Consider the following 26348-nt stretch of genomic DNA (forward strand, 5'->3'; position numbering starts at 1 on the left):
TTGGCCGGGACGATGGGTTCGGGTAGAACCGGCCCGTAACCAGAGAGGATGTCATGGCAGATACTTCCGCCAAGCCAGAGAACGCCGGGTCGCGTCCCGACATGCCCCCGCTGGAGGACCTGCAGCACTGGACCTGGGTGATGGGCCGGGCGCAGCAGATGATGATGGAGCAGGGGCTGGCCGCCACCCCGGCGTTTACCGTACCGGGCATCAACGATCCCGCCACCCTGGAGCGCGCGCGCGATTTCTGGGTGGACAGCATGGCGATGTGGAGCCGCTTCCTGACGCCGGGCGAGGCGCCCGCTGTGGAAGCGCCGACCGATCGCCGGTTCCGCAGCGAGGCATGGCGCGAGCCGGTGTTCGATCTGGTCCGCCAGAGTTACCAGACGATCGCCGACCATATGCTGCGCGGGGTCGAGGCGGTGGAGGGTGTCGAGCCGAAGCAGAAGGAGCAGTTGCGCTTCGCGACGCAGGCGTTCGTCGATGCGATGAGCCCGACGAACTTCGCCTGGACCAATCCGGAGGTGATCGAGCGGACGATCGAGACGCGCGGCGAGAACCTGTTGAAGGGTCTGCAGAACATGGTCGCCGACATGGGGCGCGGCCAGATCACGCATACCGACGGCACGTCCTTCGCGCTCGGCCGCAATCTGGCGATGACGCCGGGGCAGGTGGTGAAGCGCACCGACCTGTACGAGCTGATCCAGTATTCGCCGACGACGGACACGGTGATGGCGACGCCGCTGGTGATCTTTCCGCCGTGGATCAACCGGTTCTACATCCTGGACCTGACGCCGGAGAAGAGCTTCATCCGCTGGGCGGTGGAGCAGGGGATCACGGTGTTCATGGTATCGTGGCGCTCCGCCGACGCATCGATGAAGGACGTGGTGTGGGACGATTACGTCGCCGCGCAGGTCGATGCGGTCGATACGATCCGGGCGCTGCTGGACGTGCCGTCGGTGCATACGATCGGGTATTGCGTGGCGGGCACGACGTTGGCGGCGACGCTGGCGCTGCTGACCGCGCGGGGTGAGGCCGAAAAGGTGGCGAGCGCGACGTTCTTCACCGCGCAGGTCGATTTCGCGGAGGCCGGCGACCTGCGCCATTTCGTCGATGACGAGCAGTTGAAGATGCTGAAGCAATTGTCGCCCGATGGCTTCCTCGACGGGCGATACATGGCGGCGACGTTCAACCTGCTGCGCGGGCGCGACCTGATCTGGAATTACGTCACCAACAACTATCTGATGGGCAAGGATTACGCGCCGTTCGACCTGCTGCACTGGAACGGCGACACGACCAACCTGCCGTCGCGCTGGCACCTGTCGTACCTGACCGACCTGTACCGGGACAATCTGCTGGTGAAGCCGGGGGCGATGACGGTGGACGGCACGCCGCTCGACCTGTCGATCGTCAAGACGCCGAGCTATGTCCAGGCGGGGCGCGAGGATCATATCGCGCCGGCCGAGAGCGTGTGGAAGCTGACCGACCATTTCACCGGGCCATTGCGATTCGTGCTGGCCGGATCGGGGCATATCGCCGGCGTCGTGAACCACCCGGCGGCGGGCAAATACCAGTATTGGACGAACGACGATGCCGTCGCCTCGCTGGCGGATTTCGTCGCCGGCGCGAAGGAAACCAAGGGCAGCTGGTGGCCGGACTGGCGGGCATGGCTGGCCGAGCGCAATAGCGGCGAGGTGCCGGCCACCGGGCCACGCGTGCCGGGGGAGGGTTCGCTGCCCGCGCTGGAGGCTGCGCCGGGGTTGTACGTCCGCACTCGCTAAAATTTGTTGCACTGCACAAAAATGGTCTTGAACGTCGTGTCGAGGTTCTATATTGTGCAGTGCAGCAGAGGAGTGGAGGCGGCTTATGGCTATGTCAGGGGGCAAGCGCCCCGGGCGCAAGGTTAACCCGGCAACGGCGACCAAGGCCCCGTCCCCGATTCCTGCCGCGCTCGCCAATCCGGCTTTGGCCGCGAAGACGGTCGTTGCGCCGGCACCCGTCGCCAAACCGAAGCCCGTCGAGATCACCAAGGCACCGGCCCCCAAGCCGGTTGCGGCGAAGGTTCCCGCCAAGCCGGTCGAGCCGCCCGTCGCTGCCACGCCGGCACCGGTCGTGACGCCGCCTGTTGCCGTGCCGATGCCGGCCGTCGCGGCGCCCGTCGCCGACGCGGCCGCCGTGGTCGCAGCCAGCATCGAACCGGCCACTTCCACGCTTATCGATTCCGTTCAAACCGCCGAAGAGGACATCATCATGGACGCCACGACCGCCACCAACACCGCCGCCGAGAAGACCCAGGCGCTGTTCGCCGAAGCCAACGACCGCACCAAGGGTGCCGTCGAGAAGAGCACCAAGTTCTTCCAGGAAGTGACCGAGTTCAGCAAGGGCAACGTCGAGGCGCTGGTCGAATCGTCGAAGATCGCGGCCAAGGGCCTCGAGTCGATGGGTCAGGACGCGGCTGCCTATGCCAAGACGTCGTTCGAGAGCGCGTCGGAAGCGCTGCGCACGATGGCGTCGATCAAGTCGCCGACCGAGTTCCTGAAGTTCCAGAGCGACTATGTCCGCTCGGTCTTCGACGGTCTGGTCGCCCATACGTCGCGCGGCACCGAAGCGTCGCTGAAGCTGGCCGGCGAGGTCGCGCAGCCGATCTCGAACCGCGTCGCGGTGGCGGCCGACAAGATGAAGGTGGTCGCGTAAGCGATCCCCTGCCGCCCGTCCGGGCGGTGAGGTGAAGGGGCGGTTCGCGGCGACGCGGATCGCCCTTTTCCGTTTTGCACGGGTTTTGGCGCGTATCGGTACTTGCCCCGCGCGATGCACGTGCCATATTTCGGCGACACATGCAGAGGCGAACGATTTTCATGGCCGAGCGCCGCGATGGCGACGGGACCGATGGCGGCACAGGGACCGGTATCGCCACCAAGACCCGTACCCGCACGAAACAGCCGACTCCGTACCGCGTCCTGATGCTGAACGACGATTACACGCCGATGGAATTCGTGGTGCTGTGCCTGCAACGATTCTTCCGGATGGACATGGAAGAAGCGACGCGGGTGATGCTGCACGTCCACCAGCGCGGCGTGGGCGTGTGCGGCGTGTTCTCGTACGAGGTCGCCGAGACGAAGGTCGGGCAGGTGATGGACTTCGCGCGGCAGAACCAGCATCCGCTGCAATGCACGCTGGAGAAGGCGTAGGGCGGTCGGACGCCCGATGTTAAGACGCAGCCTGAGTTAAGCCCTGCCCCCTACCGTTCGGCCTGAACGCAGTCGAAGGCCCGCTATCCCCAAAGTGCTTCGACTTCGCTCAGCACGAACGGATCAGGCAGGTGCCGGGTATTTGGGTGCGTTGGCCCAAGCGCCCTATCGCGGCTGGGGCAACCAGCCGAAATCCAGCCCGGCATATCGATCGACATAATTGGCGGTGCGCGCCAGCCGCGCGTCGTCGAGTACCGTGAAGCGGCCGCCGTCGCGGGCGAGCAGGCCGTCATCCTCCAGTTGTCGCAGCATCCGGTTCACATGGACGGCGGTCAGGCCCGTGGCGTCGCCGATCTCCTCCTGCGTGATGCCGGGGGAGAAGCTGGCCGGCGCGGCGCCCTTTGCCAGGCTGTTGCCCGCCGCGCGCAGGCGGTGGCGGAGTTCCAGCAGCAGGCCCGCGACGCGCGCCTTGGCCGAGGTGCGGCCGATCGCGGCGAGGCGATCGGTCATCGCCACACGCTCCATCTGTTCCAGCGCGGTGATCGCCGCCGCCAGTCGCGGGTGGTGATCGAACAATCCGGCCATCACGCTGCGGTCGAACGGGCAGACGATGCTGTCGGTCAGCGCCATCAGCGTTTCGGGCGACGTGCCATAGGCGAGCGCGGCGGTGGCGAGGAAATCGCCGGGAAACATGAAACGCAGGATCTGCCGGCGCCCGTCGTCGAGCAGCACATAGCTCATCATCATGCCCTGTTTCAGCACGAACAACTCGGTCAGCCGGTCGTTCTCGCTGAGCAGCACGGCGTTGCGGCGCAGGCGTCGCTCACGCTCGCCCAATGCCGCCAGTGCCGCCTTCTCCCCGGGCGTCAACGCAATCAGATCGCCGACGCGGTCGGCGAAGCAACTATCCGGCACGTGCGCGATGATCCCCCGTCAGAAGGCCGATTATGCGCCAACTGTAAAAAAGCGCATTAAAGTCGATCAACCAACAGCTTCTGTGCCGACGCTTGCACGATACGCCGGGGTCGATAGGGAGGAGTGCATGGATCGCATCATCATCCGCGGCGGCAATCGCCTGACCGGTCGCCTGCCCATTTCGGGTGCCAAGAACGCGGCGCTGACGCTGATGCCGTGCGCGCTGCTGACCGACGAGCCGCTGACGCTGCGCAATCTGCCGCGGCTGGCGGACGTGGACGGCTTTGGCCACCTGCTGAATCAGCTGGGCGCATCGACATCGATCGAGGGGACGCGGCCGGAGGATTTCGGCCGGGTCATGACGATCCGGGCGGGCAAGCTAACCTCGACCGAGGCGCCGTACGATATCGTGCGCAAGATGCGCGCGTCGATCCTGGTGCTGGGGCCGGTGCTGGCGCGGGCGGGCGAGGCGCGGGTGTCGCTGCCCGGCGGCTGCGCGATCGGCAACCGGCCGATCGACCTTCACCTGAAGGCGCTGGAGGCGATCGGCGCGGAGCTGGAGATGGCGGCGGGCTATGTCCGGGCGACGGCACCGGGCGGGCGGCTGGCCGGGGGGCGTTATCGCTTCCCGATCGTGTCGGTCGGCGCGACCGAGAATGTCGTGATGGCGGCGGTGCTGGCGAAGGGGCCGAGCCGGATCGAGAACGCCGCGCGCGAGCCGGAGATCGTCGACCTGTGCCGTTGCCTGGTCGCGATGGGCGCGCGGATCGAGGGGATCGGCACCGAGACGCTGGAGATTGAGGGCGTCGAGCGGCTGCACGGCGCGACCTATGCGGTTATGCCCGACCGGATCGAGGCGGGCAGCTATGCCTGCGCGGCGGCGATCACCGGCGGCTCGCTGGAACTGACCAACGTGTCGGCCGACGACATGGGCACGACGCTGGCGGCGCTGACCGAGGCGGGGGTGAAGGTCGAGGCGCGGGCCAATTCGGTGCTGGTATCGGCGGACGGTCCGCTGAAGCCGATCACGCTGACGACCGCGCCGTTCCCCGGCTTCGCCACCGACATGCAGGCGCAGTTCATGGCGATGCTGTGCAAGGCGGATGGCGCCAGCATGTTGACCGAGACGATCTTCGAGAACCGGTACATGCACGTGCCGGAACTGGCGCGGATGGGTGCCGACATCACCGTCAGCGGGCGGACCGCGGTGGTGCGCGGCGTCGACAAACTGGTCGGCGCACCGGTGATGGCGACCGACCTGCGCGCGTCGATGAGCCTGATCCTGGCCGGGCTTGCCGCCGAGGGCGAGACGCAGGTCAGCCGCATCTATCACCTCGATCGCGGGTATGAGCGGCTGGAGGAGAAGCTGTCGGCGGTGGGGGCGGATATCCAGCGGCTGGGCGACGGCTGATGCGCGGCCTCGCGGCGCTGGTCGCTGCGGCGTTGCTGGCCGGGTGCGCGGGGCGGACGGCTGCGCCGATAGCCGGCGGGGCGGCGGGGCCGGTAGCCGGCGGGGCGGCGGGGCCGGTAGCTGGCGCGGCGGCGGGGCCGGTCGAGGTCCATGTCATCGCCTTCAACGATTTTCACGGCAATCTGGAACCGCCCAAACTGTCGATCGACGTCGCGGGGGCGGATGGCAAGCCGGTCGCGGCGCCGGCCGGTGGTGCGGCGTATCTGGCCTCGGCGATCGCCGGGCTTCGGGCACAGGCGGCACATTCGATCACGGTGTCGGCGGGAGACATGACGGGGGCCAGCCCGATCGTGTCGTCGCTATTCCTCGACGAGCCGACCATCGCCGCGATGAACCTGATCGGCGTCGACCTGAACGCGGCGGGTAATCACGAATTCGATCGCGGCATCGATGAATTGCGGCGCTTGCAGAATGGCGGCTGCGCGAAGACGGGCAACGGCGAGCCGTGCCGGCTGGACCGGTTCGCAGGCGCACGTTTTGCGTATCTGGCGGGCAATACGATCGAGGCGTCGGGGCATAGTGCCTTTCCGGCCACCGCGATCCGCGAGTTTCGCGACGGCGCGCGGGTGGTCAAGATCGGTTTCATCGGCCTGACGACGCGGACGACGACGACATTGGTCAATCCGGCGGGCATCCCCGGCATCCGGTTCGCGGACGAGGCGGACACCGCCAATGCGCAGATCGCCGGGCTGCGCGCGGGCGGCGCGGATGCGATCGTGCTGCTGATCCATGAGGGCGGCGCGGCGGAGGGCGGACCGAACGACTGCACCGCATTGTCGGGCGCGATCAGGCCGATCCTCGACCGGCTGGATACGCGGGTCGATCTGGTCGTGTCGGGGCATACGCACCGGTCGTATATCTGCGGTTACGCCGCCTATGACCCCGCGCGGCCGTTCCTGCTGACCAGCGCGGGCAGATACGGGACGCTGGTGACGGATGCGGTGCTGGCGATCGATCCGGCGACGCACCGGGTGGTGGGCAAGCGGGCGCGCAACATCGTCGTGCAGAATGAGGGGTATGTCGGCGCGGACGGTAAAACGGTTGCCCCGTCCGACCTCACCATGCGCTATGCGCCGGAGCCGAGGGTCGGGGGGCTGGTGGCGCGCTATACCGCCGCCGCCGCGCCGCTCGCGTCGAAGCCGGTCGGTCTGCTGACGGGGCCGCTGGTCAAGGCAAAGGAGGGCGGCGGGATGACCGAGACAGCGCTCGGCAACCTGATCGCCGATTCGCAACTGGCGGCGACGCGGGTCAGCGGCGCGCAGATCGCGCTGATGAACCCTTATGGCATCCGAACCAGCCTGAACCCCGCGCCGGATGGCAGCATCACCTATGCCGATCTGTATGCGGTGCAGCCGTTCGGCAACACGCTGATGGTGCGGGCCTATACCGGTGCGCAGGTGCGGGCGGTGCTGGAACAGCAGATCGACCGCAAGATCGTGATGAGCGTCGCGGGCATGACCTATGCCTATGATCGCTCGCGGCCGGCGGGATCGCGGATCATGGACGCGCGGGTCGGGACTGCGCCGCTGGACGATGCGGCGACGTACCGGGTGACGGTGAACAACTTCCTGGCCTTTGGCGGCGATGGTTTCTCGACGTTGACGGCGGGGCGTGACGTGGCCGGGGGGCCAAGCGATCTCGATGCGCTGGTGGCGCATCTGGCGACGGGCAAGCCGGTCGGGCCGCCGGCCACCGGGCGGATCGTGGATCGTACGCCGGTGCGGTGATCCATATCTGATCGGCCCATGCTTCTGCGGACGCAGGAGCACTGAGCCATGTGCGGTTCGCTCGTGACCCTAGGTTCCTGCGTGCGCAGGAACACAATCTTATTTCAGGCGGAGGGTCGCCAGTGCCCGGTCCATCGCCGCCGCCGCCATAGCCTGCGCCGGTAGACCGCGCGGGGTGTCCATCGCCTTTACCGCATAACCGATCCGGGCGACCGCGTAGCAGCGGTTGCGATAGACGGTGCGTAGATCGGTGGCGGTGATCTGCTGGCTCATGCCGGCGTCGCCGTTCGACCATGCGGTCCAGCGGCGACCGTCGATCAGGCGATCGGGGAGTTTACGCGCACTACCACCGCGCAGTCCCCGCGTCAGGCAATCGCGGGCGCTGCCCGGTTTGCCGATGCCGATCTGAAGCATCTCGTCGACCACGCCGACGCCATCGGTCGGCCGCGCGCGGATCGTGAAACGGACGACGTCGTTGCCCGGTCCGGCGGGCTTGCCGTCCCACATCAGCCGCCAGCCGGCCGCCATCAACGATCGGCCGTCGAGCGTCCGCGACACCTGCGCGCCGGCGGGGCGCTCGATCCGCAGGTGATCGGCGGCGCTGGTGAAGGGGGCGGCGGCGAGCATGAGGGCGATCATGCGATCCGCTCCGGTACCTCCGCGGCGTCATCTGCGATGGCGGCGGGCGGCGCGACCGCTTCCCATGGGAACACGAACCAGTCCTTGGTGGTGCGGCGGTCGATGGTGCGGTGGCGGTAATCGACGCGTTCCGCCGAGCTTTCGTTATCGATCAGGGTCGCGAAGCGTACCGCACCCGGCACGGCACCGGCCGTCGCCAGCGCGGTGCGCAGATGGGTGATCGTGCGGCCGGAATCGTTGATGTCGTCGAGGAACAGCAACCGTTCGCCGTCACGGGTGCGCGCGGCCAGCTTGACCAGCGGTTCGTCGGCGAAGTCCTTTACCTGGCTGGAATAATCGACCGACAGCGTCGGCAGGCCGCTCGCATGGCTGAGGAAGACCGCCGGCACCAGCCCGCCTCGACCGACGCCGATGATGAAGTGCGGCGTCCACATATCCGCCGCCAGTTGGGCGGCGAGATCGTGGATCGCGGTCAGGAAATCGGCCTGCGGGATATCGGTGAAGACCGGCATCAAATGGCGTCCAGCGCTTGCGTGAAATCGGCGATCAGGTCGTCGGCGTCCTCGACCCCGATCGAGATGCGGACCAGATTGTCGGTGATGTCGAGCGCCGCCTTGCGCTCGTCCGACACCGACAGGTGCGTCATGCCGGCGGGGTGGCTGGCGAGCGTCTCGGTGCCGCCGAGCGACACCGCCAGCTTGGCGATGCGCAGTGCGTCGAGGAACGCGAACGCCTCCGCCTCGCCGCCCTTCAGGTAGAGCGAGAAGGTGGAGCCGGCGCCGGTGCAGTGGCGGGCATAGATATCCGCCTGACGATCGTCGCGGGGGAAGCCGAGATAGCCGACGCGTTCGACCTTGGGATGATCGCGCAGATAGGCACAAACCCTGGCCGCATTCTCGCCGGCGCGGCTCATCCGCAATTCCAGCGTCTCCAGCGACCGAAGCAGCATCCACGCGGTGTTGGGATCGCAGATCGTGCCGATCGTGTTGCGCATCGCCCGGATCGTATCGATCTGCGCCTTCGTCCCCAGCACGCCGCCCGCCACCAGATCGGAATGGCCGCCGGCATATTTGGTCAGCGAATAGACGACGATGTCGGCACCGTGGCGCAGCGGCTGGTGCCAGAGTGGGCCGAGAAAGGTGTTGTCGATCGCGATCGGCGGCTTGTCGGGCGATGTACCGAAGATCGCGTCGCGGCTGGCGGCGACCGCCTCGACATCGACCAGCACGTTGGTGGGGTTGGCGGGGCTTTCGAGATAGATCAGCGCGACGCGGCCGGTCGCGGCCTTCGTCATCACCGCGTCGATTTCTTCCCGCGTCGCGCCGGCGGGGAAGTCGAGCCATTGCACGCCGAAGCGGCCGAGCACGCGGGCGATCAGCGTCTCGGTTGCGGCATAGAGCGGGCCGGAATGGACGATGGTGTCGCCGGGCTTGACCATCGACAGGAACAGCGTCGCGATCGCCGACATGCCGGACGAGAAGGCGAGCGCGTCCTCCGCTTCCTCCCAGATCGCCAGCCGGTCTTCGAGGATTTCCTGATTGGGGCCGTTGAAGCGCGAATAGACGAGGCCCTCGGCCCCGCCGGGGCGCTTGCCGGTCACGCCCTCGAAATGCCGCTTGCCCGCCGCCGCAGAGGGAAAGACGAAGGTGGAGGTGAGGAAGATCGGCGGCTTCAGCGATCCTTCCGACAGAGCGGGGTCATAGCCGTGACCCATCATCAGCGTGGATGGCTTCAGCTTGCGCCCCGCGATCTTCTCGACCGGCGGCTTGGGGCTGATCCGGCGTTCGACGCCGGTGAGATCGGCTTCCGTCTTGTCGCCTGGCATGTTCTGTCTCCTTGTCGGAGACGGATGTAGGACGGCGGCGGCGGATTGGCGATGCCCGTCAGCGATCCTGACGCGGTGGACGGGTCATGCGCCGGGTCGCGGCGTGATGTTCGGCGCGGGCGAGCAGGAGGTCGAGGTCTTCGCGACCGATGTCGAAGCTGTCATGCATGTCGGCCAGCGCGGCGTCGATATCGTCGCTATGTAGCTTGATGTCCGGCTGCGGTTCTACCGGGCCGGGCGCGATCATCGGCTGGTGGGGATAGTTGCGCGCGGTCATCCGGTGGAAGACGGTGGCGAGCGACACCAGCGCGATCGAATTGATCCCGACGGGCGCGAAGGCGAAGGCATAGCCGGCGTCGTGGATGCCATGGCTGCCGATCACCGCCGTCAGCGCGGCGGCGCCGCCGGGCGGATGCAGGCAGCGGAGCAGCGACATGACGAGGATCGCGCCACCCACCGCGATGCCGGCGGCGATCGTCACCTGCGGAATGGCGTGAAACGCGGCCACGCCGATCAACGTCGAGATGATGTTGCCGCCCACCACCGGCCAGGGCTGGGCGAGCGGACTGGCGGGAACGGCGAAGACCAGCACGGCCGACGCACCGAGCGGTGCGACGATGATCGGCAGGTCGCCCGTCGTCAGCGGCAATTGCGCACAGACGACCATGGTCAGCGTGATGCAGACCGCCGCGCCGATACAGGCCAGCAATCGGTCGGGAAACTGCGCGCCGGCCAGGATGGGCCGGAAGAGGTTGCGGGGCATGGGGGTGATCCTTGGCCGACGCGTCAGGCCAGCGCGATGATCGCGATCTGGCGGCCATAGGACGGTTCGTGCCGATGGGTGGCGCGGCGATAGCTGAAGAAGCGGGCCTCGTCGGCATAGGTGTCGAGCCCCAGCGCCTCGATCCGGGCGATGCCGGCGGCGGCGAGGCGGTGGGTGACATAGGCTTCGAGGTCGAAGCGGTAATGATCCACTCGGCCATCGGCGAAGAAGCGTTCGTTGGCGGGATCGGCCTCGGCAAACCGGCGGAAGAAGGCGGCGTCCACCTCGTAGGAGGCGCGCGCGATGCAGGGGCCGATCGCGGCGGCGATGCGCTCGCGACGGGCGCCGAGCGCCTCCATCGCGGCGATCGTCGCATCGGTAACGCCGGCGATGGCGCCCTTCCAGCCGGCATGGGCGGCGCCGACGACGCCCGCCTCGCGGTCGGCGAGGAGGACGGGCGCGCAGTCGGCGGTGAGGATGCCGAGCGCGAGGCCGGGCCGGTCGGTGACGAGCGCGTCGGCGTGCGGACGGTCGGCCAGCGGCGCGGTGACGGTGACGACGTCGGCGGAGTGGATCTGGTAGAGCGTGACGAGGTCGGCACCCGGCGCGACGGCGGCGAGGGCGCGGCGGCGGTTTTCGGTGACGGCATCGGCGTCGTCCTCGGAACCGAGGCCGACGTTCAGGCCGTCATGGATACCCTGAGACACGCCGCCGCGCCGGCCGAGAAAGCCATGGGGTACGCCGGCCAGGGCGGCGGCGCGGATCGGGTCGATCGTATCGGTCGTCACGTCGGTCATCACAGGGCGAGCCTCATCAGATCGTCCTCGTCCGCCTGATTGCCGACCATGAATGCATAGGTGCCGATGCGCTCGAACCCGTAGCGGGCGTAGAAGCGCTTTGCCCGTTCGTTGTCGATGAAGACCGACAGATAGAGGTCGGCGGCCCCCTGCGCGCGGGCGGTGGCGATCGTCCAGTCCATCAACGTGACCGCGACACCGGCACCCTGCCATGGTGCGAGGACATAGAGCTGGCGCAGTTCCGCCGATGGTCCGCGCGGTTCGAACGGCAGCGAGGGCGGGCCGAGCTTGGCGAAGCCGGCGGCGACGCCGTCATCCTCCGCCAGCCGGATCGTGAAGCGCGGATCGGCCAGTTCGGCGGCCCATGCCGCCTCGCTCAGGCGATCGAGGAAGGCGGCGAGATCGTCGGGGCGATAGAGGTGGCCGAACGTCTCGGTAAAGGCGCGGCGGCTGACGGCGGACAGCGTCGCGGCATCGGCCGGCCCGGCATCGCGATACGCGATCATGCGAAGGCCGCCGGGGTCGGCCAGCCGGGGGCGGTGATCGCCAGCGCCTTGAACAGCGCGCCCATGTCGCCGACCAGCCGCACGCGTTCGGCGGCGATGGCGTCGCCGCGATCGGGGGTGGCGCGGGCGAGCGCGGCGGCGCGGTGGTCGATGCCCAGTTTCACCAGCCATTCTCCCTGTTCGATCGGTCCCCATGCGACCGCACCGGCACTCTGTGCGGCAGCGGTAAGGGTGGTGAAATCGACATGCGCGGTCAGGTCCTGTTCGCCGGGTGCCTCGAAGGGGTTGGCGAAGGCGTGGGCTTTCACGGCCTGCAGCGTGTCGCCGAGCGCGGGGCCTTCGTAACCGTAATCGATCGCCAGCATCGCGCCGCCCTGTCGCGCGATCCGGGCGGCGAGCGCGCGCATCACGCCGATGGCGGCGGGCGCGACTTCGAGGATCGATCCGGCGGGGGCGTCGCGCAGGGGTTCGGGGACGATCGCGTCGGGCACGGGCTTGCCGGCGATCGGCAGGAACAGCGTGTCCTGACACGCGACCAGCCGCTCGCGCCACTGCGCGCCGCGCAGCAGCTGGCGGATCGGCAGCGCGTCGAAGAATTCGTTGGCGACGACCAATAATGCGGCATCGTCGGGCAGGGATTCGACCGAATCGTGGAAGGTCGCGCCCGGTACGGCGGTGGCCTGCGCGGCGCGGAGGACGGGGCTGGTCTCGACGAAATGGACCGCCGGTTCGAAGCCCGCCTTCGCCATCGCGCGGCGGGCATCGGCGGCGAGCGTGCCGCGGCCGGGGCCGAGTTCGACCCAATGCGTCGTCGGGCGGCCGGCGCGGTCCCACAGGTCTGCGCACCACAGGCCGACCAGTTCGCCGAACATCTGACTGATTTCGGGCGCGGTGGTGAAGTCGCCGGTCGCGCCGAGCGGATCGCGGGTCGCGTAATAATGGCCGTTGGCGGCGGCCATGTATTGCGACACCGGGATCGGCCCGCCCAGCGCGATGGCGCGGGCGAGGCGTTCGGCCAGCAGCGGTTCGGCCGGGTTCGGAAGGTCCGTCAGGCGACGCTCTCCGTACCGGCGAACGGCTCCACCCGGCGGCGACGGCGCGCGGAGGTGGCGATCAGGAAGACGCCGCCGGCGATCATCGGCACGCACAGCCACTGGCCCATGTGGAGCCCGGTCGCCTCGGCAAAGGCGCGCAACTGGCTGTCGGGTTCGCGGAAGAATTCGACGGTGAAGCGGGCGAGGCCGTAACCGGTCAGGAAGAGGCCGACGAGCTTGCCCGGATCGTAGCGCGCCTTCGTCCGCCAGAAGGCGAACCACAGGATGGCGAAGAGCAACAGGCCCTCCAGCCCCGCCTCGTACAGCTGGCTGGGGTGACGCGCCGGATCGACGAGCGGGAAGGGGACGGTGCGCGGGAAAACGATCGCCCATGGCACGTCGCTGGGCTTGCCCCAGAGTTCGCCGTTCACGAAATTGGCGAGCCGGCCGAAGAACAGGCCGAAGGGGACGCAGCAGGCGACGAAATCGTGGATGCGCAGCCAGTCCAGCCGGTGCTTGCGCGCGAACAGGATGATGCCGAGCGACGTGCCGATGACGCCGCCATGGAACGACATGCCGCCATCCCACAGTTTCAGGATCATCAGCGGGTGAAGGAACATCTCCGGCGCGTAGAAGATCACATAGCCGAGGCGTCCGCCAAGGATGATGCCGAGCGTGGCGTAGAAGACCAGATCGTCGGCATGGCGCTTGGCCATCGGCGCGCCTGGCTGGGCCAGCAGCTTCAGCAGATACCACCAGCCGAGGACGATGCCCGAGATATAGGCAAGGCTGTACCAGCGGAGCGTGAAGAAGCCGATCGAGAATATTTCCGGGTGCAGGCCCAGATCGGCGAACCGGATATGGCCCGGTGCCGCTGCAAGGTATTGGATCAAGGCTTTCCCCCCGTCATTCCCGCCTCCATAGTGGCGCAAAACAACAAGACCAAGTGGAGAGAAGGATGCGGACCGAGCTCGACCGGCGAATGGACGAGACATTGGCGAAGGTGACGGGGCCGGGCGGCCCCCTGCCGCTGGGTTCGATCGCGCGCTGGGGGACGGAACTGCCGACGATCGCCGCCGCGCCGCCCTCGCTGACGCAGTATTTCGCGCATTATTGTACGCAGCATGGCGACCTGCCCTTTCTGGTGGCGGGCGAGGAGCGGTTGAGCTTCGCCGAGACGTTCGCGGCCGCCGCCGGGGTGGCGCGGGCGCTGGTCGGGCGCGGCGTGGCGCGTGGCGACCGGGTCGGGATCGCGGGGCGAAACTCGCCGGCGTGGGTCGTCACGTACATGGGTATCGTGATGGCGGGCGGGGTCGCGACGCTGTTGAACGGTTGGTGGCAGACGGACGAACTGGCCGCCGCGATCGCGGATGTCGATTGCTCGCTGATCGTCGCAGATGGCCCGCGCGCGAAGCGGCTGGCGCGGATCGCGGGGCTGGCGGTGCCGGTGATCGAACTGGACGATACCGCGCCGCTCGCCACCGCCATCGCGCCGCTGCTGGCCGGCGCGCCGGGCGAGTTGCCCGATCTGGGGCCGGACGATCTGGCCACGATCCTGTTCACCTCCGGATCGACGGGTAAGTCGAAGGGGGCGCTGTCGGATCACCGCGCGGTGATGGGCGGGACGCTGAATTTCCTGGCGCAGGCGATCACGATGCTGGGCATCGCGACCGAGGACGGGAAGGCGCCGGTCGGCCAGCCGGTGACGATGCTGACGATCCCGCTGTTCCATGTGACCGCCGAGATCACCGTGTTGTTGCAAAGCTTCGCGATGGGCCGGCGGATCATCCTGATGCCGAAATGGGATGCCGAAGAGGCGATGCGGCTGATCGAGGCCGAGAAGGTGACGTATTTCGTCGGCGTGCCGCTGATGAGCTTCGAGATACTGAACCATCCGGATCGCGCGAAATACGACCTGTCGTCGGTCACCGACTTCGCGGCGGGCGGTGCGCCGCGACCGGTGGAGCATGTCCGGCGGATCGACGCGGAGATGGGCGGATCGGCGCCGCTGATCGGATATGGCCTGACCGAGACCAACGCGGTCGGCAGCGGCAACTGGCGGACCAACTATCTCGCCAAGCCCGATTCGGCGGGGCGGCCGTCGCGTCCGCTGGTCGAGATCGCGATCGTCGACGATGCCGGCGTGCATCAGCCGCAGGGCGGGCGCGGCGAGATCGGCATCCGGTCGATCTGCAATTTCCGCGAATACTGGAACAACCCGGCGGCGACGGCGGCGGCGTACACGGCGGACGGATATTTCCGCACCGGCGACATCGGCTATCTGGACGAGGACGGGTATCTGTTCATCGTCGATCGCAAGAAGGACATCATCATCCGCGGCGGCGAGAACATCAGCTGTCAGGAGGTCGAGGCGGCGCTCTATGCCCATCCGGCGGTGCATGAGGCGGCGGTATTCGGCCTGCCGCACGAAAAGTTCGGCGAGGTGCCGGTGGCGGTCGTCTATGTCGATGGCGAGCCGGTCGGGGCGGACGCGCTGGCGCTGTTCCTGGCCGAGCATATCGCGGCGTTCAAGATTCCGGCGCGGATCTGGATGGCCGATGCGCCGCTGCCCCGGCTGGGGACGGAGAAGATCGACAAGGTGGGTTTGAAGGCGACGTACCGGGCGATGGCAGGCCACGCGGTGGCCGCATGAATCCTTTCCCCGGCGCAGGCCGGGGTCCAGTTGGAGAGGTGGTCGTAATGGATCGGTGCGTGCCGTTACCGCTGCCGCCCAACTGGACCCCGGCCTGCGCCGGGGAACAGGGGTGACTTTCGCCGTCGGCCGCCGGTAGAGCGGGGCATGGCAGGGATCACGAGGCGCGGGGTGTTGATCGGCGGTGGCGTCGGCGTCGGGCTGATCGCGGCGTGGGGGCTGTGGCCGCGCGATTATGCGCCGACGCTGGTGGCGGGGCCGGGCGAGCATGCGTTCGGCGCGTGGCTGACGATCGGCAATGACGGCCGCATCACCGTGGCGGTGCCGCAGGCCGAATATGGGCAGGGCAGTTGGACGGGGCTGGCCCAGATCGTCGCGGACGAGCTGGGCGCGGACTGGCGCACGGTGGGCGTGGAGCCGGCGCCGCTCAATCCGCTCTATGGCAATCCGTTGGGGTTGAACGACCTGCTGGAGGGGATGCCGGCGATCCTGCCGGAAGATGTCCGGAGTGGTGTCGGCGCATGGCCGGCGCCGATGCTGACGGCGGCGTCGAGTTCGATCCGGATGTTCGAGGAGCCGACACGCGCCGCCGCCGCCGCGGCGCGGGCGGTGCTGTGCATGGCGGCGGCGGCGCGGTGGGATGCGGTGTGGACCGATTGCGCGACGGCGGCCGGCTTCGTCACGCATGCGGGCAAGCGGTTGCGCTTCGGCGATCTGGCGGCGGAAGCGGCGGGGCTGTCACCGCCCGATCCGTTGCCGATCGGGGTCGGCGGGGCGGGCAAGCTGATGGGGCAATCGCTGCCCCGGCTGGATGCGCCGGCCAAGGTCGATGGCTCGCTGAACTATGCAGCCGATGTGCGATTGCCGGACATGGTCCATGCCGCGATCCGGCAGGGGCCGCCGGGCGATACCAGGGTGGTGGGCATCGACCGCGCCGCCGCCGGGCGGGTACGCGGGATGATCGCGGTGGTGGAGCGGCCTGGCTGGGTCGCGACAGTGGCGATCACCGGATGGACGGCGCAGCGGGCGCTCGATGCGCTGGCGCCGCGCTTCGCCACCAAGGGGCCGGTGATCGACGATGCGGCGATCGAGGCGGCACTGGCGGCGGCGCTGGAGGCGAAGGGCCAGCGGATCGCGAGCGTGGGCGATATCGATGTGGCGTTTCGCGGCGGGCGGCCGGTCAGCGCGACGTACCGGGCGAGAGCCGCGGTTCATGCCGCGATCGAGACGCCGGCAGCGGTGGCGTCGTTCGACGACGGGCGGTTGCAGCTATGGTTGCAGACCGAGGCGCCGGGCGTCGCGCGGGCGGCGGTGGCCGCCGCGACGGGGTTGGGCGAGCAGGCCGTGACCGTCCATCCGATGACGCTCGGCGGATCGTTCGGTTTCGGCCTGGAACATGAGGCGGGCATTCAGGCGGCGCAGATCGCGATCGAGGTGAAGCGGCCGGTAAGCCTAGTCTGGTCTCGCGGCGAATCATTGCTGCATGATCGGTATCGGCCGCCGGCACTGGCGCGGATGGAGGCGCGGCTGGGGGCGAATGGCGCGATCCTCGGCTGGCGGGCGGCGCTGGCGACGCCGGCAACCGGCCGTGCGCTGGCGGACCGGCTGTTGCCGGGGCCGGGAATCGCGACGGCGTTGCGGATCGATCCGGCGGATCGCTATGCGGCGGGGGGCATGACCCTGCCGTACCGGGTGCCGGCCTGTGCGATCGATCACCATGCCATCGCCACGGCGCTGCCGACCGGGCATCTGCGCGGCGGGGCGCATGGTTATGGCTGTTTCTTCACCGAGTGTTTCCTCGACGAACTGGCGCATGTCGCGCAGTCGGAGCCGGTGTCGTACCGGATCGGCATGCTGGGCGGCGAGCCGCGGCTGGCCCGCTGTCTGTCGACCGCCGCCTCGCTGGGCGGATGGGAAGGCGGCGTGCCGGGGAGCGGGCAGGGGATCGCCGCGCACGCCTTTCGCGGCAGTTACATCGCGGTGATGGCCGAGGCGCGGGGCGGCGCGGACGGGCGGCCGGTGGTGGAGCGGCTGGTCGCGGCGGTCGATTGCGGGCGGGTGGTGAATCCCGACCTGGTGCGCCAGCAGATCGAGGGTGGGCTGATCTTCGGGCTGGCACAGGCGCTGGGCGCGGCGACCGGCTTCACGCGCGGGCTGGCCGATGTGCGTGGGTTCGACACGCTGTGGCTGCCGCGGCTGGCCGATACGCCCGACATCACGGTCGAGCTGATCCCGTCGGACGACGCACCGGGCGGAGTCAGCGAGCTGGCGGTGCCGCCGGTCGCGCCGGCGATCGCCAATGCGATGCAGGCGGCGACGGGGCAGCGGATGCGGATGCTGCCTTTGACGCGGTGACGGTGCGGTCGTGTATCCTGCCAACGGCGCCATGGCGTCGGCGGGGACAGGGACTTATGTCGGGTTGCGACGTTACAGCGTCGATGGACGATATTCGCGCGTCTTCAGGAAACACCATTCGATGAATCTGCCCCCCGGCCATCCCGTCATCCCGGCCCCGAAGATCGGCGTGCTGCTGATGAACCTCGGCACGCCCGATGGCCCCGATGTGAAGTCGGTGAAACGGTATCTGGGCGAATTCCTGTCCGATCGTCGCGTCGTGGAATTGCCGGCGATCGCATGGCAGCCGATCCTGCGCGGGATCATCCTGAACACCCGGCCCAAAAAGTCCGCGCACGCCTATAGCCAGGTGTGGCGCGACGACGGGTCGCCGCTGGCGGCGTTCACGCGGTTGCAGGCGGCGGGGCTGGCGGACGCGTTCGGGCCGGGCGTGCTGGTCGACTGGGCGATGCGATATGGCAGCCCGGCGATCGCCGACCGGTTGCAGGCGATGAAGGACGCCGGGTGCGAACGCATCCTGCTGGCGCCGCTATACCCGCAATATTGCGCGGCGACGACGGCGACTGCGAACGACCGGGCGTTCGCGCATCTGGCGACGATGCGCTGGCAGCCGGCGATCCGCACCCTGCCGCCCTATCACGACGATCCGCTGTATATCGGCGCGCTTAAAGATTCGGTCGAACGGTCGATCGCGGCGCTGTCGTTCGAGCCGGAAGCAATCATCGCCAGTTTCCACGGGATGCCGAAACGGACGCTGGAATTGGGCGATCCGTATCACTGCCACTGCCAGAAGACGGCGCGGCTGTTGCAGGCGGCGCTGGGGCGGCCGGTGACGATCGCGTTCCAGTCGCGCTTCGGTCCGGCCAAGTGGCTGGGGCCGGCGACCGACGAGACGCTGGTCGAGATGGCAAAGGCCGGGACGCGCAAGGTGGCGATCTTCGCGCCGGGGTTTTCCGCCGACTGCCTCGAAACGCTGGAGGAACTGGCGATCCGGGGGCGCGAATCGTTCGAGGAGGCGGGCGGGACCGACTTCGCCTATCTGCCGTGCCTGAACGACGAGGACGTCGGCATTGTTATGTTACAGAAAATCCTCTCGCGCGAACTTGAAGGCTGGATACGCCTGCCGTAGCGTCCTCCGAAACTAGGAGAGGGAGATACTGAATGGCACGGGTGGCAATCGTCACGGGTGGAACGCGTGGGATCGGCGAGGCGATCAGCCTGGCGTTGAAGGAGGCCGGCTTCACCGTCGCGGCGAATTACGCCGGTAACGACGAACGCGCCGCCGCCTTTACCGAGCGCACCGGGATCAAGGCGTACAAGTGGGACGTGTCGGATTACGACGCCTGCCAGACGGGCTGCGCGAAGGTCGCCGAGGATCTGGGGCCGATCGATGTCGTCGTCAACAATGCCGGCATCACCCGCGACGGCACCATCCTGAAGATGTCGTACGAGGCGTGGAAAGAGGTGATCGACACCAATCTGGGCGGTTGCTTCAACATGGCCAAGGCGACGTTCGCGGGCATGCGCGATCGCAAATGGGGGCGGATCGTCAATATCGGGTCGATCAACGGGCAGGCCGGGCAATATGGCCAGGTGAACTACGCCGCCGCCAAGTCGGGCATCCATGGCTTCACCAAGGCGCTGGCACAGGAAGGCGCGCGCGCCGGCGTGACCGTGAATGCGATCGCCCCTGGCTATATCGACACCGACATGGTCGCCGCCGTGCCGCCGGAAGTGCTGGAGAAGATCGTCGCGAAGATTCCCGTCGGCCGGCTGGGTCAGGCGCATGAGATCGCCCGCGGCGTCGCGTTCCTGTGTTCGGAGGATGGCGGTTTCGTCACCGGATCGACGCTGAGCATCAACGGCGGCCAGCATATGTATTGATCGACCGGCCGGCATGGCGGCGGCTGATTCGCGCGCCGCCATGCCGGTCGTTCAGGCGCGCGCGCGAAAGGCGGGCAGGATGATCGCGCGGTTGTCCAGCAGCAGCGTGATGATGGCGCGGCGCTGATCGATCAGGCCGCGTTCGACCCGGTCGAGGATCGCGATCGTCTGGGCACGATGATCCGCCCATGCCGTGCCGGCGCTGCCGTTGCTCCACCGCGTGACGAAGGCGCGGACGTCGGCGCCCAGTTGCGCGCAATCCTCCTTCAACGCGCTCGCCTGCGCCTGTTGCGGCGGCGTGCCGAGGCGGATGACGGGATCGAAGATGTCGCGGTGCTTGAACAACTGGAACTCGACCAGCGTGCGCAGCAAGGCCCAGCGGATGCGGGCGAGCGCCGGCAGGTCCGCCTCGCCCCGGGGATCGAGGAGCGGGCGCATCTGGCGGAACAGCGTGACGGAACGCGCATGATGATCGTCGAACCGATCCAGTATCCATGCCGCCACCATCCGATCACCTCGCCCCGATCCTTGTGCGGACGACATGGCGGCACGGATCGTTAAGCGAAACTTACCAAACCGGTACGGCGATCGATGTCGCCCGCTGCAACCGGAATGGGGCAGAAAGGGTGGCCCCGACGAACAAGGGGGCCGATGCCAACAAGGCACCGACCCCCCGCCCTCGTTACGCTACGCGAGGGAACTGGTGGCACACCGGGCGCATGGCCCGGCGGCAATTAGATCAGCGGCGGCAATAGCCGGGCCGGTTGGAACGCTCGACCGCGCGGCCGGCAAGGCCGCCGGCACCGGCGCCGAGCAGCGTCCCCATCGTCCGGTCGCCCCGGGTATCGATGGTGCGACCCAGCAGGCCGCCGGCGATCGCGCCGATGATGGCGCCGGTCGAGCCGTCCTTGCACTGGCGGGGCCGATAATCGCGACGATCACGGTATGCGCGCTGCGAATACCCGTCGTCGCGATAGTAGCGACGCTGGGCATCGGCGGCGCTCACCGGCACCAGGGTCGAGGCGCCCATCGCGAGAGCGGCGGCGGCGAGTGATATCTTCTTGAACATTCTCATTCTCCCGGTCCTGGCTCGTCGGCGGGATGGTCGGCCCGTCGTCGATGCCCATCGTCGATGAAAGTGTTCTGGACGATTCGCGTTGAGCCGACCCTGAATGCGGATGTTATCGCCCGTTCAGCCTTTCGGTTTGGTTACCATGGCGTAAGCGAGGGCGATGAAACGCAGTGTCGTGTGGCTGACCGTGATGGCGATGCCGTTGTTCGTGGGGGCCGGATGGTCGGGTGATGCGCGGTTGAGCCTGTTGGGGGACGACGCGCGGATGACCGCCCGGCCGGTGATGCTCGACCCGAACGACCCGGCACGGCGACGGGCGGGATCGCTGACCTTCATGGGCGGGGTGGTGCTCACCAGTCCCGATCCGGCATTCGGCGGTTATTCGGCGATGGCGCTGGACGGCGACCGCTTCACGCTGCTCAGCGACGACGGCAATATCGTCCGGTTCCGGTTGCGATCCGACTGGCGCATTGAGGATGTGCGATTCGCCGCATTGCCCGCCGGGCCTGCGACGGGCTGGACGAAGCGGTCGCGTGATTCGGAATCGATGGTGATCGATGCTGCGGGCAACCGGGCGTGGGTGGGCTTCGAGCAGTTCAACCAGATCTGGCGATATGATGCGACGCTGACGACGGCGCAGGCGGGCGTGGCGCCGGACGCGATGGCGAACTGGCGCAGTAATGGCGGCATCGAGACGATGGCGCGGCTGGCGGATGGCCGCTTCGTCGCAATCAGCGAATCGAAACCCCATGGCGAATCATTGCGGGTCGGATTGGTGTGGGCGGCCGATCCGGTCGATGATCCGGTGCCGGCGTTCCGCTTTCGCTATCGGCCGGCGCCGCGATTCGATCCGGCGGATATGACGCAATTGCCGGATGGCCGGCTGATCGTGCTGGAACGGCGGTTCGACCTGCCGTTCCGCTGGTCGAATCGGCTGGTGCTGATCGATCCGCGCGCGCTCGCGCCCGATTCGATCGTCGAAGGGCGTGAGATCGCACGGCTGGCATCGCCGTTGATCCATGACAATTTCGAAGGGATCGCCGCCCGCCGCGAGGGGGCAGCCACCGTCATCTGGCTGGTATCGGACGACAACCGCCTGCCGCTGCAACGATCGTTGCTGCTGAAGTTCCGGCTGGACGACCGACATGACGAACCATCCGCCGGTCGATGACCGGCGGATGGTTCGTCAACGACACCTGATAAGAGGTGTTACGCCGCGACGGTGGCGGTGGCGGCGCGCTTCTTCAGCACGTCGCGCTTCAGGCGACGGCAACGCAGCGACAGCTTGTCGTTGCTGGTCTTGGCCAGCCAGTTGTCCAGGCCGCCATTATGTTCGACCGAACGCAGCCCGTGCGTCGACACGCGCAGGCGCACGCTGGTTTCGAGAGCGTCGGACAGCAACGTCACGTTCTGCAGATTCGGCAGAAAGGTACGCTTGGTCTTGTTGTTGGCGTGCGAAACGTTGTTTCCCACCTGCCGGCCCTTGCCGGTCAGCTCGCAAATACGCGACATGATCGATTATCCTGGTTCGGGGGAATGCCCGGAAAGGCCGCGCGACTAGCCCTTGCCGGCGGGGACGTCAAGCTTTGGCGTATGCAACGGAGCCGCTACCACGACGTTGTTACGGTAACGAACCATAGGGAGAAGATGATGCGCACGCTGTTGGTATTGCTGGCCGTGGTTGCCCTGATCGTGGCGGCGCTGATGTATTTCGGCTTCATCTCGATCGATCAGGTGAAGCCCGGCGTGGTGCAGGCGCCACAGTTCCAGGCGGACGTGGCGCGGGTATCGGTGGGTACGGAGAACAAGACCGTGGCGGTGCCGACGTTGGAGGTCGAACGGCCGGCCAATGCGCAGGCCCCGAACTGATCGCCGGACCTACCCCTATATAGGAGCCGCTTTACGTCCATCGTCCGGCACTGCAGGGCGGTGGACGTGATTCCGTTACCCGATCCCATGCGCCGGGCGCTCGATGCTGCAGCCGGTGCCGCTGCTGCCGGCGAGGTGCCGGTGGGGGCGGTGCTGATTCGGGAGGGCGTGGTGATCGCGGTGGCGGCGAATGCGCCGCGAACGCTGGCCGACCCGACTGCCCATGCCGAAATGCGGGTGATTCGGGAAGGTGCGGCGCTGCTCGGTCGTGAGCGACTGGAGGATTGCGACCTGTGGGTGACGCTGGAGCCATGTGCGATGTGCGCGGGGGCGATCGCGCATGCGCGGATCGCGCGGCTTTATTATGCGGCGGCCGATCCGAAGGGCGGGGCGGTGGAGCATGGGCCGCGATTTTTCGGTCAGCCGACCTGTCACCACCGACCGGAGGTGTATGCCGGGATCGGCGAGCGCGAGGCGGCGGCGCTGTTGCGCGATTTCTTCGCCGCCCGGCGGTAGGTGATTCACCAATAGCTATCCCGTGCTCCTGCGGAGGCAGGAGCCCAGAGCCACGAGCGAATCACATTTGGCTCTGGGTTCCTGCTTTCGCAGGAACACGGGACGAGGAATCTTACCGCAGATCGTTCTGAGAGATCGGCACGATCTTGATCTCGACCCGGCGATTCGCGGCGCGGCCTTCGTCGGTGTCGTTCGAGGCGATGGGCTGGGTTTCGCCGTAACCACGGGTGCCGATGCGGGCCGTCTGGACGCCGCGGCTGGCGAGGTAATCGGCGACCGAGGTCGCGCGGCGCTCTGACAGCGTCTGGTTGTACGCGTCGCTGCCGACCGAATCGGTGTGGCCGTACACGTCGATATAGGTCTGATTGTACTGCGACAGGGTCTGCGCGACCTGATCGAGCGTGCGTTGGAACTGCGGCTGCACATTGGCGCTGTCATAGGCGAAGGTGATGCCCGACGGGATGTTAAGCACCAGATCGTCGCCGCGGCGGATCACCTGCACATCGGTGCCGGCGGTGCGTTCGCGAAGCTCGCGCTCCTGCTTGTCCATGTACGCGCCGATACCCGCACCGGCGAGGCCGCCGATGCCGGCGCCCACCAGCTTTTCCGTGCGGTCGCGGCGACCGCCGACGAGATCGCCGAGCAGGTAGCCGCCCAGCGCGCCGCCGATGCCGCCGATCGCGGTCTTCGAGATGCGACGCTGGCCGGTGTCCGGGTCGGTGGTGCAGCCGGCGGTGACGAGCAGGGTCGCCAGACCGGCGACGAGAAACGGATTGGTCTTCATGGCAAACGGCCCCTTGATCTGAATGTCCGGGTGAACCCGGAAATCTACAGGATTGTTCCGGGTGCGCACTGAATGGACGCTGACCGCCGTCTCGCACACCATCTTCGTTCATGAACGGTTGTCGCGTGGCGCTTTTACCGGCAAAGAGCGTTCGCACGCCAATGGCACCGCTTCCCCCCTTCCCCTGGCTCGACGTCGTCATCATCCTCGCGCTGGTTGCGTTGAATGGCGTCTTTGCGATGAGCGAACTCGCCGTCGTGTCCTCGCGCAAGGCGCGGCTGGAGGCGATGGCGCGCAGTGGCCGGTCGGGCTCGCGGGCGGCGATGCTGCTGGCGGCCGATCCCGGCAAGTTCCTGTCCTCGGTCCAGATCGGCATCACGCTGATCGGTATTCTGGCCGGCGCCTATTCGGGTGCGAGCCTCGGCACCCCCACGGGCGCGCGGCTGGAGGCGCTGGGCGTGCCGGCGGAGACGGCGGGGACGCTGGGTTTCGCGCTGGTCATCACGCTGACGACCTATGCCTCGCTCATCATCGGCGAGCTGGTGCCCAAGCAGATCGCGCTGCGATCGCCGGAGACGGTGGCGTCGCTGGTCGCGATCCCGATGCGCTGGCTGGCGGTATTCACCGCGCCGCTCGTCTGGCTGCTCGATTCGACCAGCGCGCTGATCTTTCGCCTGTTGCGGCTGGACCGCAGCAACGAGGATCAGGTGACGGCGGAGGAACTGCACCTGATCGTCGCCGAGGCATCGAAATCGGGCGTGATCGAAGAGCATGAACGCTCGATCATCTCCGGCGTCGTGCGGCTGGCGGACCGGCCGGTGCGCGAGATCATGACGCCGCGCACCGAGGTCGACTGGCTCGATTGCCGCGCCGACGAAGCGACGATCCACGCCAAGCTGTTGTCGACGCAACATACGCGGTTGCCGATCGGCGACGGGTCGATCGACAACATGGTCGGCGTGGTGCAGGCGCGCGATATCGCGGCGGCGCTGTTGCGCGGCGAGCGGATCGACCTGAACGTGCTGAAGCGCAAGGTGCCGGTGGTGATCGACCGGATCGACGCGCCCGACGCGTTGCTGGCGCTGCGTCAGGCGGAAGTGCCGATGGCGCTGATCCACGATGAATACGGCCATTTCGAGGGGATCGTGACACCGGCCGACCTGTTGTCGGCGATCGGCGGGACGTTCGCCTCCGACGCCGATCCCGACGAATCGCCGCCGGTCGTCGAGCGCGACGACGGGTCGTTGCTGGTGGCGGGGACGGCGTCGGCGGACGCGCTGGCCGACCGGCTGGGTATCGACCTGCCCGAGGACCGCGATTTCGCGACCGTGGCCGGGCTGGCGCTGGCGGTATTCCGGCATCTGCCGGCGGAGGGTGAGAGCTTCATCGAGCAGGGCTGGCGGTTCGAGGTCGTCGATCTGGACGGGCGGCGGATCGACAAATTGCTGGTGAGCGCGGTCTGACCCTATCGGCACCATGCCGTGCGATAGTGCCGATACGGATCGATTCAGGCGAGTGTTCGTGACCGACCCGTTTCGTCGCGCCCTATAATCCTGCTGTGGACATCGCGCTTGTACTGCCGCGATGCGAGAAGCGGGAATGCAATGCCGGTCGATCAAGTGAAATCACGCCTCGCCTTCATGGAGGTGAGCGCGGATCAGCAGGCGACGGTCGCAGCGGTACGACCGCTGATCGGGAAACTGATCGGCAAGGCGCTGGACCGGTTCTACGCCCGCGTGCGGCAACAGCCCGAAACCGCCCGCTTCTTTCGCGACGGCAGCCATGTCAGTTCGGCCAAGGCGGCGCAGGAGTCGCACTGGATGAACATCGCGAACGGCCGGTTCGACGAGGAATTCCATGCCAGCGTGCGTCGGATCGGTGCGGTCCATGCCCGGATCGGGCTGGAACCGCGCTGGTATGTCGGTGCCTATGCACTGGTGCTGGAGGAATTGCTGGCGGGGATCGGCCGCCATTACAGCCCATGGCGACGGGCGCTGGCGCTGTTCCGGGCGCCAACGGCGACGGATGCCAGCATCGCCATCGTCAAGGCGGCGTTGCTCGACATGGAATTGTCGCTGTCGGTGTATTTTGAGGAAGCACAGGTCGAACGCGACGCCGCGATCACCGCAACGGAGCAGGCGCTGACCGCCTTGGCATCGGGCGAGTTGACCACGACGCTGTCGGGGCTGCCGGGCAGCTTCGCGGTGCTGGAGAGCAGTTATAACGAGGCACTGGGCAAGCTGCGCGACCTGATCGGGTCGGTGACCGACAGCGCGACGACGATCCGGACGGGATCGGGCGAGATCGCGCAGGCGTCGGAGGATCTGGCGCGGCGGACGGAGAGCAATGC

27 protein-coding genes are annotated in these 26348 nt (G+C 67.8%); 14 read left to right on the forward strand and 13 right to left on the reverse strand.

From position 1 onward, the window contains the following. Window positions 1-53: 53 nt before the first annotated feature. The 3 genes from JAO74_RS12620 (at window position 54) to clpS (ending at window position 3188) form a co-directional block, all read left to right on the forward strand. Window positions 54-1781, forward strand: a complete 1728-nt coding sequence (locus tag JAO74_RS12620; RefSeq protein WP_199038449.1) for a PHA/PHB synthase family protein — start codon at window positions 54-56, stop codon at window positions 1779-1781. 85 nt (window positions 1782-1866) lie between these two features. Continuing rightward, window positions 1867-2694, forward strand: coding sequence for a phasin family protein (locus JAO74_RS12625; RefSeq protein ID WP_199038452.1), 828 nt, complete (start codon window positions 1867-1869; stop codon window positions 2692-2694). Between the two features lie 161 nt (window positions 2695-2855). Then, complete coding sequence (gene clpS, locus JAO74_RS12630; RefSeq protein WP_056532357.1) at window positions 2856-3188, forward strand: ATP-dependent Clp protease adapter ClpS; 333 nt, start codon at window positions 2856-2858, stop codon at window positions 3186-3188. Window positions 3189-3353: 165 nt separating this feature from the next. Here the strand turns inward: clpS and JAO74_RS12635 are convergent, their stop codons facing one another. Further along, window positions 3354-4103 (reverse strand): Crp/Fnr family transcriptional regulator, encoded by a 750-nt coding sequence (locus JAO74_RS12635; protein ID WP_332908805.1) that lies wholly within the window; start codon window positions 4101-4103, stop codon window positions 3354-3356. 127 nt (window positions 4104-4230) lie between these two features. Here JAO74_RS12635 and murA point away from each other — a divergent pair, with 127 nt between their 5' ends. After that, window positions 4231-5514 (forward strand): UDP-N-acetylglucosamine 1-carboxyvinyltransferase, encoded by a 1284-nt coding sequence (gene murA, locus JAO74_RS12640; RefSeq protein ID WP_199038455.1) that lies wholly within the window; start codon window positions 4231-4233, stop codon window positions 5512-5514. Further along, entirely contained in the window at window positions 5514-7301 is a 1788-nt protein-coding gene (locus tag JAO74_RS12645; RefSeq protein ID WP_199038458.1) for a bifunctional metallophosphatase/5'-nucleotidase, read from the forward strand. Before murA ends, JAO74_RS12645 begins: the two co-directional genes overlap by 1 nt. 99 nt (window positions 7302-7400) lie before the next feature. Here JAO74_RS12645 and JAO74_RS12650 read toward each other — a convergent pair whose 3' ends face one another. Genes JAO74_RS12650 through lgt form a run of 8 tightly spaced genes read right to left on the reverse strand, consistent with a single transcriptional unit; the run spans window position 7401 to window position 13758 of the window. Beyond that, on the reverse strand, window positions 7401-7940 hold the full coding sequence (locus JAO74_RS12650; RefSeq protein ID WP_199038461.1) for a hypothetical protein: 540 nt from the start codon (window positions 7938-7940) through the stop codon (window positions 7401-7403). Next, window positions 7937-8452 (reverse strand): phosphoribosyltransferase, encoded by a 516-nt coding sequence (locus JAO74_RS12655; RefSeq protein ID WP_199038464.1) that lies wholly within the window; start codon window positions 8450-8452, stop codon window positions 7937-7939. The genes JAO74_RS12650 and JAO74_RS12655 overlap by 4 nt, the downstream gene beginning before the upstream one ends. Continuing rightward, on the reverse strand, window positions 8452-9765 hold the full coding sequence (locus tag JAO74_RS12660) for a cystathionine gamma-synthase family protein (RefSeq protein WP_199038466.1): 1314 nt from the start codon (window positions 9763-9765) through the stop codon (window positions 8452-8454). The genes JAO74_RS12655 and JAO74_RS12660 overlap by 1 nt, the downstream gene beginning before the upstream one ends. Before the next feature lie 58 nt (window positions 9766-9823). Then, window positions 9824-10528, reverse strand: coding sequence for an HPP family protein (locus tag JAO74_RS12665; protein ID WP_199038469.1), 705 nt, complete (start codon window positions 10526-10528; stop codon window positions 9824-9826). 23 nt (window positions 10529-10551) lie between these two features. Beyond that, complete coding sequence (pgeF, locus tag JAO74_RS12670) at window positions 10552-11325, reverse strand: peptidoglycan editing factor PgeF (RefSeq protein ID WP_199038472.1); 774 nt, start codon at window positions 11323-11325, stop codon at window positions 10552-10554. Continuing rightward, window positions 11325-11831 carry a GNAT family N-acetyltransferase gene (locus JAO74_RS12675; RefSeq protein WP_199038475.1) on the reverse strand — a complete coding sequence of 169 codons (507 nt, stop codon included), beginning with the start codon at window positions 11829-11831 and terminating at the stop codon, window positions 11325-11327. The genes pgeF and JAO74_RS12675 overlap by 1 nt, the downstream gene beginning before the upstream one ends. Then, entirely contained in the window at window positions 11828-12979 is a 1152-nt protein-coding gene (locus tag JAO74_RS12680) for a class I SAM-dependent methyltransferase (RefSeq protein ID WP_416194307.1), read from the reverse strand. The genes JAO74_RS12675 and JAO74_RS12680 overlap by 4 nt, the downstream gene beginning before the upstream one ends. Then, window positions 12880-13758: a prolipoprotein diacylglyceryl transferase gene (lgt, locus tag JAO74_RS12685; protein ID WP_233150951.1), complete on the reverse strand. Its 879-nt coding sequence runs from the start codon at window positions 13756-13758 to the stop codon at window positions 12880-12882. Before lgt ends, JAO74_RS12680 begins: the two co-directional genes overlap by 100 nt. Window positions 13759-13823: 65 nt before the next feature. On the opposite strand from lgt, the gene JAO74_RS12690 reads away from it, so the two are divergent. The 4 genes from JAO74_RS12690 to phbB all read left to right on the forward strand — a co-directional run bounded on the left by JAO74_RS12690 (window position 13824) and on the right by phbB (window position 19757). Continuing rightward, window positions 13824-15518, forward strand: coding sequence for a class I adenylate-forming enzyme family protein (locus JAO74_RS12690; protein WP_199038481.1), 1695 nt, complete (start codon window positions 13824-13826; stop codon window positions 15516-15518). 147 nt (window positions 15519-15665) lie between these two features. Continuing rightward, window positions 15666-17873: a xanthine dehydrogenase family protein molybdopterin-binding subunit gene (locus JAO74_RS12695; RefSeq protein WP_199038484.1), complete on the forward strand. Its 2208-nt coding sequence runs from the start codon at window positions 15666-15668 to the stop codon at window positions 17871-17873. Between the two features lie 121 nt (window positions 17874-17994). Next, the gene (gene hemH / locus JAO74_RS12700) at window positions 17995-19002 is read left to right on the forward strand and encodes a ferrochelatase (RefSeq protein ID WP_199038487.1); all 1008 of its coding nucleotides are present in this window, start codon (window positions 17995-17997) and stop codon (window positions 19000-19002) included. A 32-nt stretch (window positions 19003-19034) separates the two neighbouring features. Then, window positions 19035-19757, forward strand: a complete 723-nt coding sequence (gene phbB / locus JAO74_RS12705; protein WP_199038490.1) for an acetoacetyl-CoA reductase — start codon at window positions 19035-19037, stop codon at window positions 19755-19757. A 51-nt stretch (window positions 19758-19808) separates the two neighbouring features. Here phbB and JAO74_RS12710 read toward each other — a convergent pair whose 3' ends face one another. Together JAO74_RS12710 and JAO74_RS12715 are read right to left on the reverse strand one after the other, a co-directional pair. Then, complete coding sequence (locus JAO74_RS12710; protein WP_199038493.1) at window positions 19809-20300, reverse strand: hypothetical protein; 492 nt, start codon at window positions 20298-20300, stop codon at window positions 19809-19811. Window positions 20301-20496: 196 nt separating this feature from the next. Then, window positions 20497-20826, reverse strand: coding sequence for a glycine zipper 2TM domain-containing protein (locus tag JAO74_RS12715; protein ID WP_199038599.1), 330 nt, complete (start codon window positions 20824-20826; stop codon window positions 20497-20499). 163 nt (window positions 20827-20989) lie between these two features. Between JAO74_RS12715 and JAO74_RS12720 the strand changes: the two genes are divergently transcribed. Further along, on the forward strand, window positions 20990-22000 hold the full coding sequence (locus tag JAO74_RS12720) for an esterase-like activity of phytase family protein (RefSeq protein WP_199038496.1): 1011 nt from the start codon (window positions 20990-20992) through the stop codon (window positions 21998-22000). A gap of 38 nt (window positions 22001-22038) precedes the next feature. On the opposite strand, the gene rpmB is transcribed toward JAO74_RS12720, so the two are convergent. Then, the gene (rpmB, locus tag JAO74_RS12725) at window positions 22039-22341 is read right to left on the reverse strand and encodes a 50S ribosomal protein L28 (RefSeq protein WP_056532328.1); all 303 of its coding nucleotides are present in this window, start codon (window positions 22339-22341) and stop codon (window positions 22039-22041) included. A gap of 138 nt (window positions 22342-22479) precedes the next feature. Between rpmB and JAO74_RS12730 the strand changes: the two genes are divergently transcribed. Both JAO74_RS12730 and JAO74_RS12735 read left to right on the forward strand, forming a co-directional pair. Next, window positions 22480-22698 carry a hypothetical protein gene (locus JAO74_RS12730; RefSeq protein ID WP_199038499.1) on the forward strand — a complete coding sequence of 73 codons (219 nt, stop codon included), beginning with the start codon at window positions 22480-22482 and terminating at the stop codon, window positions 22696-22698. A gap of 87 nt (window positions 22699-22785) precedes the next feature. After that, entirely contained in the window at window positions 22786-23214 is a 429-nt protein-coding gene (locus JAO74_RS12735; RefSeq protein ID WP_199038601.1) for a nucleoside deaminase, read from the forward strand. 112 nt (window positions 23215-23326) lie between these two features. Here the strand turns inward: JAO74_RS12735 and JAO74_RS12740 are convergent, their stop codons facing one another. Further along, on the reverse strand, window positions 23327-23998 hold the full coding sequence (locus tag JAO74_RS12740; protein WP_199038502.1) for a YiaD family glycine zipper/OmpA-like lipoprotein: 672 nt from the start codon (window positions 23996-23998) through the stop codon (window positions 23327-23329). A gap of 161 nt (window positions 23999-24159) precedes the next feature. On the opposite strand from JAO74_RS12740, the gene JAO74_RS12745 reads away from it, so the two are divergent. Together JAO74_RS12745 and JAO74_RS12750 are read left to right on the forward strand one after the other, a co-directional pair. Beyond that, window positions 24160-25461 carry a hemolysin family protein gene (locus JAO74_RS12745; protein WP_199038506.1) on the forward strand — a complete coding sequence of 434 codons (1302 nt, stop codon included), beginning with the start codon at window positions 24160-24162 and terminating at the stop codon, window positions 25459-25461. 156 nt (window positions 25462-25617) lie between these two features. After that, on the forward strand, window positions 25618-26348 hold a 731-nt coding region (locus JAO74_RS12750), incomplete at its 3' end, for a protoglobin domain-containing protein (protein ID WP_332908806.1).

The organism is Sphingomonas mollis (assembly GCF_016427505.1).
In the GTDB taxonomy this organism is placed as follows: domain Bacteria; phylum Pseudomonadota; class Alphaproteobacteria; order Sphingomonadales; family Sphingomonadaceae; genus Sphingomonas; species Sphingomonas mollis.

What these genes read in the sequence shown, in the direction of transcription:
- JAO74_RS12620 (WP_199038449.1), top strand. Translation starts at nt 54, where the DNA reads ATGGCAGATACTTCCGCCAAGCCAGAGAACGCCGGGTCGCGTCCCGAC.
- JAO74_RS12625 (WP_199038452.1), top strand. Translation starts at nt 1,867, where the DNA reads ATGGCTATGTCAGGGGGCAAGCGCCCCGGGCGCAAGGTTAACCCGGCA.
- clpS (WP_056532357.1), top strand. Translation starts at nt 2,856, where the DNA reads ATGGCCGAGCGCCGCGATGGCGACGGGACCGATGGCGGCACAGGGACC.
- murA (WP_199038455.1), top strand. Translation starts at nt 4,231, where the DNA reads ATGGATCGCATCATCATCCGCGGCGGCAATCGCCTGACCGGTCGCCTG.
- JAO74_RS12645 (WP_199038458.1), top strand. Translation starts at nt 5,514, where the DNA reads ATGCGCGGCCTCGCGGCGCTGGTCGCTGCGGCGTTGCTGGCCGGGTGC.
- JAO74_RS12650 (WP_199038461.1), bottom strand. Translation starts at nt 7,940, where the DNA reads ATGATCGCCCTCATGCTCGCCGCCGCCCCCTTCACCAGCGCCGCCGAT.
- JAO74_RS12655 (WP_199038464.1), bottom strand. Translation starts at nt 8,452, where the DNA reads ATGCCGGTCTTCACCGATATCCCGCAGGCCGATTTCCTGACCGCGATC.
- JAO74_RS12660 (WP_199038466.1), bottom strand. Translation starts at nt 9,765, where the DNA reads ATGCCAGGCGACAAGACGGAAGCCGATCTCACCGGCGTCGAACGCCGG.
- JAO74_RS12665 (WP_199038469.1), bottom strand. Translation starts at nt 10,528, where the DNA reads ATGCCCCGCAACCTCTTCCGGCCCATCCTGGCCGGCGCGCAGTTTCCC.
- pgeF (WP_199038472.1), bottom strand. Translation starts at nt 11,325, where the DNA reads ATGACCGACGTGACGACCGATACGATCGACCCGATCCGCGCCGCCGCC.
- JAO74_RS12675 (WP_199038475.1), bottom strand. Translation starts at nt 11,831, where the DNA reads ATGATCGCGTATCGCGATGCCGGGCCGGCCGATGCCGCGACGCTGTCC.
- JAO74_RS12690 (WP_199038481.1), top strand. Translation starts at nt 13,824, where the DNA reads ATGCGGACCGAGCTCGACCGGCGAATGGACGAGACATTGGCGAAGGTG.
- JAO74_RS12695 (WP_199038484.1), top strand. Translation starts at nt 15,666, where the DNA reads ATGGCAGGGATCACGAGGCGCGGGGTGTTGATCGGCGGTGGCGTCGGC.
- hemH (WP_199038487.1), top strand. Translation starts at nt 17,995, where the DNA reads ATGAATCTGCCCCCCGGCCATCCCGTCATCCCGGCCCCGAAGATCGGC.
- phbB (WP_199038490.1), top strand. Translation starts at nt 19,035, where the DNA reads ATGGCACGGGTGGCAATCGTCACGGGTGGAACGCGTGGGATCGGCGAG.
- JAO74_RS12710 (WP_199038493.1), bottom strand. Translation starts at nt 20,300, where the DNA reads ATGTCGTCCGCACAAGGATCGGGGCGAGGTGATCGGATGGTGGCGGCA.
- JAO74_RS12715 (WP_199038599.1), bottom strand. Translation starts at nt 20,826, where the DNA reads ATGTTCAAGAAGATATCACTCGCCGCCGCCGCTCTCGCGATGGGCGCC.
- JAO74_RS12720 (WP_199038496.1), top strand. Translation starts at nt 20,990, where the DNA reads ATGAAACGCAGTGTCGTGTGGCTGACCGTGATGGCGATGCCGTTGTTC.
- rpmB (WP_056532328.1), bottom strand. Translation starts at nt 22,341, where the DNA reads ATGTCGCGTATTTGCGAGCTGACCGGCAAGGGCCGGCAGGTGGGAAAC.
- JAO74_RS12730 (WP_199038499.1), top strand. Translation starts at nt 22,480, where the DNA reads ATGCGCACGCTGTTGGTATTGCTGGCCGTGGTTGCCCTGATCGTGGCG.
- JAO74_RS12735 (WP_199038601.1), top strand. Translation starts at nt 22,786, where the DNA reads ATGCGCCGGGCGCTCGATGCTGCAGCCGGTGCCGCTGCTGCCGGCGAG.
- JAO74_RS12740 (WP_199038502.1), bottom strand. Translation starts at nt 23,998, where the DNA reads ATGAAGACCAATCCGTTTCTCGTCGCCGGTCTGGCGACCCTGCTCGTC.
- JAO74_RS12745 (WP_199038506.1), top strand. Translation starts at nt 24,160, where the DNA reads ATGGCACCGCTTCCCCCCTTCCCCTGGCTCGACGTCGTCATCATCCTC.